Genomic DNA, 10,700 nt, shown 5'->3' on the forward strand with positions numbered 1-10,700 from the left:
TCTCACAATTTAGTCGGAGTTCTTCGCTCCATTACCTTCGTGTTGTTTATTTGGTACTTTGGAGGTGCTTCATTAACGGCTACTTCCGCAATTTCTGTTGGTGTGTTGTATGCGTTTGTGGATTACATCATACGTTTGTTTAATCCCGTGACAGGTGTCGTAAACCAATTAGCAAAATTAGAGCAAGCTCTAGTGGCGGCAGAACGCGTTTTCCGATTACTCGATCGACAAGGTGAAGATGTTAGTGATGAAAAAATCCCTCGTTATCAAGGGAATGTTCGATTTGAAAAAGTATGGTTTTCTTATAATAAAGAAGAATATGTATTAAAAGATATTTCTTTTGAGGCCAAGAAAGGGGAAACCGTTGCTTTAGTTGGGCACACGGGCTCTGGCAAGAGTTCAATTATGAACTTATTGTTCCGCTTCTATGATGTATCAAAAGGTGCAATCACAATTGATGGCTTGAATATTCAAGACTTGTCTCGTCAAACCGTTCGTGACCATATGGGGATTGTGTTACAGGATCCGTATTTGTTCACTGGAACGATTGAATCTAATGTTAGTTTAGGTGACGCCAGAATCTCTCGTGAAAAAGTGCAAGCTTCCTTAGATGCAGTTGGCGGAGATCGTGTTCTTAAACATTTACCTAATGGCATTGATGAACCAGTAATTGAAAAAGGAAGCACGCTTTCTTCTGGACAACGTCAATTAATTTCGTTTGCTCGTGCTTTAGCGTTTGACCCTGCCATCTTGATTTTAGATGAGGCGACATCAAATATAGACACTGAGACTGAAGAAATCATTCAACACGCGATGGATGTCTTGAAAAAAGGACGTACCACATTCATAATTGCACATCGACTTTCTACTATTAAAAATGCAGATCGTATTCTAGTTTTAGATCGTGGTGAAATTGTGGAGCAAGGTACGCATGATGAATTAGTAACACAAGGTGGACGGTATGAACAAATGTATCGTTTACAATCTGGAGTGGCTCTTAATCCCCAAGTTGGGTAAGGGTACTGCTACTGGCTTCCATWCAAGAAAAAATAGGTGAAAATAAAAAGCTGGAACGTAGAATCTTACGTCTCCAGCTTTTTATTTTGTTTACTTACAGCGAGCTGAAAAAAAACAACGAATTATTCGTATACGTGAAATAGCATTAATTCGTGAATCATTTTCTTTACAGATTCTTCATCAGCAGGGGGGGAAGTACTTGTCCATGTGATTGAGCCATCCGGTAAATATTCACCACTATATCGGGTTTGCTTGTAAAAAAAAGAAAAGATCCAACCGGGCAATTGTTTGTTTTCATACATTGGTTTAAAACTAAAATGTTGTAGCATTAATTCTGCTCCTTTCATAGGTGTAGACGCACCCGCATACGCTAGGAAAAAGGCGAAAAAGGAGTGGCCTATTGTTTAATGAACAGCTGAAACAAGCCATTGAAGACGAGTATCGAGATTATTATTACTATAAATCCTTGCTGAAGTTAACTGATGATCCTTATTGGCAAAGATTTATCGAACATGCTATTGAAGATGAAAAAAGTCATTATGAAATGTTTCAACAACTCCATTATATGCTGACAGGTGAATTTGTACAAAATCCCCCTAAACCTGGACCACCAACAAATCTTAAGCAGGCGGCGAAAGAAGCACTTGAGAATGAACTCGAAGGAACTGATTTTTACAAAGAAATGCTTCTAACTGTGCCGATACCCGAAGCATACAATCCATTATTTATTGCGATGCATGACGAAATGGAACACGCAATTAGATTTTCAACAATGTACAATGCATTATAGATGAAGGTTTTACATTATTAATAAATTTTCCTTTTCTGTTATACTGGAAAACAGATTGACAGAAAAAGGTGAAGAAGTTGAACTTTATATGGACATTACTTTTCATGGCATTTATTGGTGCTTTAATCGGAGGATATACGAACCATCTTGCGATTAAAATGTTGTTTCATCCGCATGAAGCGAAATATATTGGAAAATGGCGAGTACCATTTACACCTGGACTAATTCCAAAGCGGCGGGACGAGTTAGCAATACAACTTGGTCGAACGGTTGTTGAACATTTATTAACTCCAGAAACCTTTAAAAAACGTTTCTTCTCAATTGATATGCAGACCAAAGTTGAGTTGTGGATTCAAGGCCAACTTACAAAACACTTGTTTGAATCTGAGATGACCCTAAACCAATGGTTGTCCAAAGCTGGTATTGAACATGTGCCCAGCCGTTTGGAAGGGAAAATAGATTCAATACTCGATGAGCAGATGACGTCTCTCGAGTCAAGATTCGCTTCTAAAACAGTACGTGAGCTTGCCCCTGAGCAATGGCAACAACAAGCTGATGAACGTATTCCAGAAATTGTTACCTATATGATTGGCAAAGGGGAAGCTTACTTTGCCTCAGAAGAAGGTCGGAAAACGGTAAAACGATTAATAGATAATTTTCTTGCTTCTAAAGGAACATTTGGAAACATGATTCAAATGTTCATGGGTGATTCGTCATCTATTGTTGATCGTGTGCAGCCAGAGATACAAAAATTCTTGCATGCTCCAGGTACGTCTGAACTTCTTGCAAATGTAGTTCGAGGGGAATGGGAGAAATTAAAAGATCGACCATTAAATGAATTAATGGGTGGATTTGACTACCAACCATTATTAACTCAAGTGAAATTGTATTTGAAAAAAGAGTTAGCTATTGAAAAACGACTAAATGTTACGTTACAATCATATTGGCCAGAAGGTGCAAATTGGGCGTCACGAAATTTAACTCCGAAATTAACGGAATTTGCATTTACCCAAGGTGAAATAAAGCTTGAAGAAACGATCAAACGGTTAAAGCTTGAAGAGATGGTGCAAGAGCAAGTCGATACTTTCCCAGTGGAACGTCTAGAAGATTTAATTTTAGGTATTTCTAGAAAAGAATTTAAAATGATTACAGTACTAGGTGCTTTACTTGGAGGACTAATTGGTATAATTCAAGGTGGAGTCATGTACGTAATTAATTTGATGTAGGAGTGATCACATGACAGTTAACATTTATGACGATATTAATCGTTTAGAGAACACATTTAGAAATACTTCAGAGTATGCAGCCGTTAAACAAGCTGTAACAGAAGTGAAAAATGATGAGCAAGCACTTGCGTTGTTCAAGAGCTTTCGTGACTTGCAAATGACCTTACAACAAAAACAAATGCAAGGTGTAGAAATTTCAGGTGAAGAAATCGAATACGCACAAAAAACAGCGCAGCTCGCACAAGCAAATCCGAAGATTGAAAAAATGCTTCAAGCAGAAATGGCGCTTAGTGGACTAATTGAAGAAGTAAACCGTGTTTTAATGAAACCTGTTCAATCAATATATGATGGAATTTAAACCAGCCTAGTGCTGGTTTTTCTTTTTGAGAAAATTAGATTAAAAAAATCAATGAAGATGGATATTCTGAATGAAACAGGGTATCCAAAGTGATATAGATAGTTTCGAAGGGTTGGATTAATGATGATACTTGTTACGTTTATATTTACCATTGGTCTTATGTTTGTTCATATCTTTTCAAGAAAACTGCATTTTTTACACTCTGATAAAAGGCATCAATTTCTCTCCCTTTCTTCTGGGGTGGCAGTTGCATATGTCTTCGTGCATTTACTACCAGAGTTAAATACATATCAAGGGATTCTGGAAAATACGTTAGATAATAAAATTTTGATTTTACTTGAAGATCATATTTATATGATGGCGATGTTTGGTTTGGTGGGTTTCTATTGTTTAGAATTAATCGTTAGGAAAATGAAACTGAAGAAAATGCAGAAGCTTCAATGAGGATTTTTCAAATACACATAGGTATGTTCTTTATTTACAATACGATTATTGGGTATTTACTCGTAAGAGGGGAATATGGTGGGTATTTAGGTCTAACTTTTTACTTTATAGCCATGGCTGCACACTTCATTACTATTGATTGGAGTTTAAGAACTTCACATAAAGATGTATATGAATGGAAGATGGTTACTGGCATTAGCAGTTCTGTTGGGATGGATTGCAGGGACTTTTTTAGGGATTCAAGAAGTTATGGTATCTCTATAAGCGGCCTTTATAGCAGGAGCTATTATATTAAACATTCTGAAAGAAGAGCTACCTGAAAATCGTCTAAGTAGTTTGCGAGCGTTTCTATTAGGTATAGTGTTTTACACCCTACTGATTTTGTTTGCTTAATCGTAAAGTAGATTAAAATGAGTTCATACAAAACGTAATACTCGAAAATTCAATAGAATAAAGACATCTCTGCTCAGAAGTTGAGTGGAGGATTTTAATTTTAGACAAATAAAAAACAGACTCTACTAAGTAGAGTCTGTTTGAAAGTTAAAATTAAGCTTTGTTTACGTTTGAAGCTTGAGCTCCACGAGCGCCTTGCTCAACGTCGAAAGTTACTTTTTGACCTTCGTCTAAAGATTTGAAACCTTCACTTTGGATTGCTGAGAAATGTACGAATACATCGTCCCCATTTTCACGCTCGATAAAACCAAAACCTTTTTCTGCATTAAACCATTTTACTGTACCTTGTTCCATTTTTGTTGCCTCCTAGTGTGAAATTCACACAATGTAATACTATCCCTGCCCAAAGTGATCATTAAGACGATAAGTTTGAAACGTATACTAATCTTTTACACCGACAAAAATAATTCTTCTTTATCATAGCACCAAACTTTCCGATTAGCAAATGTTTTGTTTTACTCTGAAAAATAAACGGGTGTTTGTCAGTATAAAAGTGTTTCAATCTGACGGTAATCACGTAAGAAATACCATCTCTTCAATATCAACAGTATTCTTTAACATAGCTTTCTCTTTAAGAATTCCTTTTATTAAAGGAGTGTTTCTTCTATAGAATAGAAGAGGGCTTAATTAAAATAATGTTTTTGGTAATGAACTTTTTGATTTATACACCAAATACTTTCCGAGAATAATACAAACTAACGAAATATAAATAAAAAATTGAGCAGACTCGCCTTTTAATATCACGTCGTTATTTAGTAACCCAAAGCTAATTAACAGGTGGATAGAATAAAAAAATAGAAATCCAACAAATCCCCAAATTGAAAGTTTGTAACCAAGAACTAATTTCTTTGATTTAATTCTGATTTGCTTTACATCATAATCACGGTCTCTTAAGTGAAACAGCAAACCAAATAAAAATAAAAGAAAAAAGGACAAAACGCCTAAAAAAGCAAAAATGTTTTCAATTATGTTTACTCTCTCCTAACTAAAAAAATTTCTTTATAAAAATAACCTATGATTAAAATGAGTAGACAATCTCAATAAGTCACTTAAGAAAAAAAATATATAAGAGGTCAAAATTACCATTGAAAGTTTAAATCAAGTATTGTAAAATAATCGTACAAGCTGCATTGTACGTAATAATATTAAGTTTTAACCTTTAATCTGTAACAGGGAGTTTTTAAAGRAACTGGAATGGCATGCCTCATTCATTTTATTATCAATGAGGACAAACAGGATCGTTTCTGCGAACACCCACTTTGAGAAGTGGTGGTCTAAAACTTTCTTATTTTAATTTACGGCAAAGGCGGCTTTTAAACTTTAAATGTTAAGACCAATTCCTTCGGGAGTTGGTCTTTTTTATGTGTAAATAAGAAATCTTTCTTTACTTTTGACTAATTTCTAAACAAATTAAGCCGTTTTCTTAACCCTATACATAAATCTTAAAAGCAGATATGAAAGCGATGAAGGCACAAATAAATGAATACGGATAGGGATTTGAAACATCAAAAGAAACATTATTTTGAAGTAAATCGCTGTTTTGATTGATAGTCATTACAAAAAATACTTGAATTAAAAGTTCATAGAAACACCCTTTTTTTAAGTTAGTTACTAAAAAGGAAAATTTTTCAATAAACACCTTAATTACATAAGATAGTTCAAGTAAACTAATATAATACCGATGTCAGCGAGCGCATGACTTATTACTGGTGCGATAATAGATGAAAATTTCACTCTGAAATATCCCCATAGTAAGCCTGCAAAGAAAACGGGAATTGTTGCAATTAAGCTAAAGGGCATCTCAAATAGTGGAATCAAGGATAACATATGGTAGAGAGCATAAAAAAAAGATGTAAGTATAACGCTTTTCGGTACGCCTATTTTGTCCAGATAACGCTTGAACATAAATTCACGCCAGTACCATTCCTCTAACATTGGATTAATCAAAATTAATACTAGAATAAATCCCCACACGCTTGTCCCACTGAATCCCCACTGAATAAGTATTTTGGATAGTCGATCAATATCAAATAAATGATTTTGTAGCAATGCGACTGAACCATATATGGAAAGTAAACAAATAACGCCACTGATCATGCCAATCAATATAGGTTTTACCGCAAACCCATTTTTAATGGACTGAACAAATGCTTCTTTTAATTTTGAATGTCTTAAATAAGTTATAAATGGAATAAAAAATAACCAGCCATAAAACAAGACGAATGTTATAGCGATGGACTCAAAATAACTTAGTCCTATAAAAATCATTATAGTTGGACCAAACAAATAGACTACGTTCTTCATAGTTCCTCCTGGTTTACCGTTTTACAATAAGACACCAATCTTAGTATTGGATGCATCAGTCCTGAATATTCAAACTAAATATAGCTGATATTGGAATTTCTAGCAATATAATAAGATTAGCATGAAAAGGTTCTTTAATAGATTATTATACGAATTTAAAGGGTTTCCATAAAAAATCTCGAATATTAATCTTATGAATGACTATTCACTCGGAAAGAGGTGTCTATTGTGACATATGAAACATTAACATTAGAAAAGAACGGTCGATTAGCAATTTTAACATTGAATAGACCACAAAGTATGAATGCGATGAATGGCACAATGATGAAGGAAATCGCCGATGCATTAGAAGGGTTACATGATGAAAAAGAGTTACAGGTTTTATTGATAAAAGGAGAAGGTCGTGCGTTTTCAGCTGGCGGTGATATAAAAGCTATGATGGATCCAACAAATCCGTTAGATATTGACACGGTAATGGGGGAAGTTTCTCGTTTAGCCAAAGCGCTTTATACGCTTCCAATGATTACAATCGCATCTGTTCATGGGGCTGCTGCAGGTTTAGGTTTTAGTTTAGTCCTTGGATGTGATGTCGTTATCGCAGAAGAAAATAGTAAACTTGCCATGAACTTTATCGGGATAGGGTTAGTCCCTGATGGTGCAGGACATTTCTTCTTAAAAGAACGTGTAGGAATTCCAAAAGCGAAACAATTGATTTGGTCAGGGAAAGTGTTAAATGGTCACGATGCTTTGGCGTTAGGGTTAATTGACGAAGTCACTGCCGAAGGGAGAGCTTATGAGCAAGCGGAATTAGCAGCAGCGAAGTTCTTATCTTCTCCTGTTAAGGCGATGATTGCTACTAAACAAATATTACATACACAACATGTTCATGAATTAGAGCGTGTTTTAGCACTAGAAAGTTCATCACAATCTTCAATGCGCCGATCGAAAGACCACTTAGAAGGAATCCAAGCATTTGTAGAAAAACGTAAACCGAGTTTTAAAGGGGAATAATTGAAAAGTCTGCTACAGCGAATTATCGTCATAGCAGACTTTTTTTGATTATTATTGTTAAATAAAACTTCAAATCTAACTTAACTATGAAAAAGAATAAGTCTACCGGCAGTGTTTACTAATCGATGCGTCTTGTTAGTGAAATCTTTTTCATCTATCATATCTTGGCCTTTTGATTTTGCTTCAACGTCAGATTCAAAATTCCATGTTTCTTCAAGAATTAATTTTCCTGTTGGTTCAAATGCTGTGAATTTATAAGGTTTCATAAATGTCCAACCTTTCTGAATTGAATGTATGTTCATTATACAAGTTTTCAAAACAAAAAAATAGGTTGAAAGTCAGCTTAACATTGTAAGCCTAAACGCTAATTAGTTAATGCATAAAGAAATTTCAATTAATTCGTTATATATTCTAGAATAAGTTTATGTATTTGATTAGTAGAATAGTTGTCGAGATAAAATTTATTAGGAGTGGAAGCATGACATTACAAATCGAACATGTGACAAAAAAGTTTGGTGATTTCGTAGCTGTACGTGATTTAACCATGACTGTTCAGCAGGGAAGTATGTACGGATTTTTAGGAGCGAATGGTGCAGGGAAGACTACTACATTCCGCATGATTTTAGGGTTACTTGATACAACAGAAGGGTCTATCACTTGGAAAGGGAAACCCATTACGTATGCAAATAGTTCACATATCGGCTATTTACCTGAGGAACGGGGATTGTACCCGAAAATGAAAGTAGAAGATCAACTCGTTTATTTAGGACAGCTTCGTGGCATGAAAAAAAGTGATGCGAAAATTGCTTCAAACGATTGGTTGGAACGTTTTGAAGTACCACATTATGCAAACAAAAAAGTGGAGGAACTGTCTAAAGGAAATCAACAAAAAATTCAACTAATAGCATCACTCGTACATAAGCCATCCTTAATCATTTTAGACGAGCCATTTAGCGGGCTGGATCCGGTCAACGTAGAAATGTTAAAAAAAGCCATATTGGACATCCAATTAGAAGGAGCTACAATAGTATTCTCCAGTCATCGAATGGATCATGTGGAAGAATTGTGCGAACAACTGTGTATCATGCATCATGGAGAAGCCATAGTCAGTGGTTCGTTACGTGATGTGAAACGCGGGTTTGGACGTCAAAATGTCAGAATAAAAGCAGATTTCGACCTTTCCTCTTTAGGGGAATTGGATGGTGTCAATTCATTTAAACCTTCAATTGAAGGAGGTCTTTTCCAAATTTCAGAAGAACGGACGGCACATGAACTATTGCGTACAGCTTTAACAAAAGGTGATATTCGTTATTTTGCAATCGAAGAACCATCCCTTCAAGATATTTTCATTGAAAAGGTAGGGAAAGAACATGCGTGATTTTTGGACGATATTTAAACAATCTTTCTGGACTAAAGCGAAAACTAAATCCTTCGTCATTACAACTATGATTGTAGTAGCCGGTATTTTCTTAATGGCTAACCTTTCTAGTATTATTTCAAAAGTCCAAGAGGTAGGGGTTTTTGGTGACGGGGAAGAAAAGGATACTATTTACGTACTTGATGAAAGTGGTAGTCTAATGGGGCAACTGCAACAGGAGTTGGACGCGAAAGACAGTGGCTTAACTTTGAAAGCAACAACTGAATCAATACAGGAGTTGGAGAAGCAGGTCACTGACGAAGAAATTACGAGTTTTCTCGTCTTGCTATTAAATGATGCTGATACAATTCAAGCAACTTACACGTCAAAGAATGCCAATGCTATTGAACAACCCATAACTCTTCGGGAAGCTCTGCAAACCGTGCAAACGAACCTTAAAGCGAATTCTCTGAAACTTACTGGAGAAGAAGTTGCACAGTTATTTGCACCGATTCATTTCGAACAAGAAGCAGTGAGTGCTTCTTCAAAATCGGAAGAGGAGTTAAGCCAAGCACGTGGTTTGGTTTATGTCTTAATCTTCGTTATTTATTTCGCTGTATTCTACTATTCAAATATGATTGCGATGGAAGTGGCGACAGAGAAATCGTCGCGAGTAATGGAAATCATCATTTCAAGTGTGTCTCCGGTTAAACATATGTTTGCTAAAATTTCGGGAGTTGGAACTCTTGGTTTATTGCAAATCGCATTATTTGGATTGATCGGATTTGTCGCATTAAAAACGAGTTCCTCTGACTTAACATCCGGAGTGTTTTCTTTCTTCGGTTTCTCAAACGTCAGTATAACCACGATGATATTTGCAGTTGTGTTCTTTTTACTTGGATACTTCCTATATGCTACTCTTGCAGCGTTACTTGGATCTCTCGTAAGTAGAACCGAAGATGTACAACAACTTTTATTACCGATGACTTTCATCATTATTATCGCATCGTTTATTGCGTTTTCAGGACTCGGTAATCCAGAGGCTAGCTATGTGACAGTGGCTTCGTATTTTCCATTCTTTACCCCTCTAGTGATGTTCTTGCGTGTAGGTATGCTGGAGTTGCCATTTTGGGAACCAGTACTCGGAATTGTCATCCTGTTAATAACGATATTTATCTTAGGTTGGTTCGGCTCCAGGGTTTACCGTGGTGGCGTGTTAATGTATGGTGCATCTCAATCGTTGAAAGATATCAAAAAGGCGATACAATTAGGCAAGAAATAGAATGTTTGAGCGAGGCAGATGATGCCTCGTTTTTTTATTGTAACGCTCTGTTAAACTAAACTGATGTTTATCTTACATTTGCGCTAGCCGCTCTTGCGGCATGCTAGGCGCAAATGTACTCTTTTGTTTGTTTTAATAATGACAGCATTCTTAAACTTAGCCAAAATAAAAAAAGCAGATAGAGGCCGAAATAGCATCTTCGGACGAACATCTACTTAAAGAAACCTTCTATTCTGTAGTAAACCAAACCAAAATTACTGTGTCCTTTTAGGTTGCAAGGGAGCGAAGGGTGCACACCCGCCGCAGGATAATCTTTAAAAAGAGAGTTGGGCGAKTGAYGCAGTCACAAGCCCAACTCTCTTTATTCTCTAKATTATTGTGYAGCAGGTAAAGCGTCCGAAGCGAACTGGAAACCTGTCATCCTCAGTAAATGGAACCAAGGTTTCGGTTTGTAGTTG

The 10,700-nt window shown here is 36.0% G+C and carries 12 protein-coding genes and 1 other RNA gene; 9 read left to right on the forward strand and 4 right to left on the reverse strand.

What is annotated here, in order from left to right; translation table 11 throughout:
* The coding region (locus tag AC1DOS_RS13645; RefSeq protein ID WP_477537946.1) for an ABC transporter ATP-binding protein at positions 1-1,017 on the forward strand (1,017 nt) is incomplete at its 5' end.
* A 122-nt stretch (positions 1,018-1,139) separates the two neighbouring features.
* On the opposite strand, the gene AC1DOS_RS13650 is transcribed toward AC1DOS_RS13645, so the two are convergent.
* Complete coding sequence (locus tag AC1DOS_RS13650) at positions 1,140-1,346, reverse strand: YheE family protein (protein WP_108585259.1); 207 nt, start codon at positions 1,344-1,346, stop codon at positions 1,140-1,142.
* A gap of 71 nt (positions 1,347-1,417) precedes the next feature.
* Here AC1DOS_RS13650 and AC1DOS_RS13655 point away from each other — a divergent pair, with 71 nt between their 5' ends.
* The 4 genes from AC1DOS_RS13655 (at position 1,418) to AC1DOS_RS13670 (ending at position 3,835) form a co-directional block, all read left to right on the forward strand.
* A complete protein-coding gene (locus AC1DOS_RS13655; RefSeq protein ID WP_477537947.1) occupies positions 1,418-1,807 on the forward strand; it encodes a ferritin family protein in 390 nt (129 codons plus the stop codon).
* A 77-nt stretch (positions 1,808-1,884) separates the two neighbouring features.
* The gene (locus tag AC1DOS_RS13660; protein ID WP_477537948.1) at positions 1,885-3,033 is read left to right on the forward strand and encodes a DUF445 domain-containing protein; all 1,149 of its coding nucleotides are present in this window, start codon (positions 1,885-1,887) and stop codon (positions 3,031-3,033) included.
* 10 nt (positions 3,034-3,043) lie between these two features.
* Positions 3,044-3,391: a YlbF/YmcA family competence regulator gene (locus AC1DOS_RS13665; protein WP_477537949.1), complete on the forward strand. Its 348-nt coding sequence runs from the start codon at positions 3,044-3,046 to the stop codon at positions 3,389-3,391.
* A 120-nt stretch (positions 3,392-3,511) separates the two neighbouring features.
* On the forward strand, positions 3,512-3,835 hold the full coding sequence (locus tag AC1DOS_RS13670; RefSeq protein ID WP_477537950.1) for a hypothetical protein: 324 nt from the start codon (positions 3,512-3,514) through the stop codon (positions 3,833-3,835).
* Positions 3,836-4,381: 546 nt separating this feature from the next.
* Here AC1DOS_RS13670 and AC1DOS_RS13675 read toward each other — a convergent pair.
* On the reverse strand, positions 4,382-4,582 hold the full coding sequence (locus AC1DOS_RS13675) for a cold-shock protein (RefSeq protein WP_108585255.1): 201 nt from the start codon (positions 4,580-4,582) through the stop codon (positions 4,382-4,384).
* An 825-nt stretch (positions 4,583-5,407) separates the two neighbouring features.
* On the opposite strand from AC1DOS_RS13675, the gene ssrS reads away from it, so the two are divergent.
* Positions 5,408-5,605, forward strand: a non-coding RNA gene (gene ssrS, locus AC1DOS_RS13680) — 6S RNA.
* Positions 5,606-5,932: 327 nt separating this feature from the next.
* Here ssrS and AC1DOS_RS13685 read toward each other — a convergent pair.
* On the reverse strand, positions 5,933-6,592 hold the full coding sequence (locus tag AC1DOS_RS13685) for a CPBP family intramembrane glutamic endopeptidase (RefSeq protein WP_477537951.1): 660 nt from the start codon (positions 6,590-6,592) through the stop codon (positions 5,933-5,935).
* Positions 6,593-6,820: 228 nt separating this feature from the next.
* Between AC1DOS_RS13685 and AC1DOS_RS13690 the strand changes: the two genes are divergently transcribed.
* Positions 6,821-7,603, forward strand: coding sequence for an enoyl-CoA hydratase (locus AC1DOS_RS13690; RefSeq protein WP_477537952.1), 783 nt, complete (start codon positions 6,821-6,823; stop codon positions 7,601-7,603).
* An 80-nt stretch (positions 7,604-7,683) separates the two neighbouring features.
* On the opposite strand, the gene AC1DOS_RS13695 is transcribed toward AC1DOS_RS13690, so the two are convergent.
* Positions 7,684-7,869 (reverse strand): YhzD family protein, encoded by a 186-nt coding sequence (locus tag AC1DOS_RS13695; RefSeq protein WP_108585253.1) that lies wholly within the window; start codon positions 7,867-7,869, stop codon positions 7,684-7,686.
* Positions 7,870-8,081: 212 nt separating this feature from the next.
* Between AC1DOS_RS13695 and AC1DOS_RS13700 the strand changes: the two genes are divergently transcribed.
* Complete coding sequence (locus tag AC1DOS_RS13700) at positions 8,082-8,981, forward strand: ABC transporter ATP-binding protein (protein WP_108585252.1); 900 nt, start codon at positions 8,082-8,084, stop codon at positions 8,979-8,981.
* Positions 8,974-10,242, forward strand: coding sequence for an ABC transporter permease (locus AC1DOS_RS13705; protein WP_477537953.1), 1,269 nt, complete (start codon positions 8,974-8,976; stop codon positions 10,240-10,242). The genes AC1DOS_RS13700 and AC1DOS_RS13705 overlap by 8 nt, the downstream gene beginning before the upstream one ends.
* The last annotated feature ends 458 nt before the right edge of the window (positions 10,243-10,700 follow it).

The sequence above is a fragment of the Paenisporosarcina sp. P5_A11 genome, from assembly GCF_056400705.1.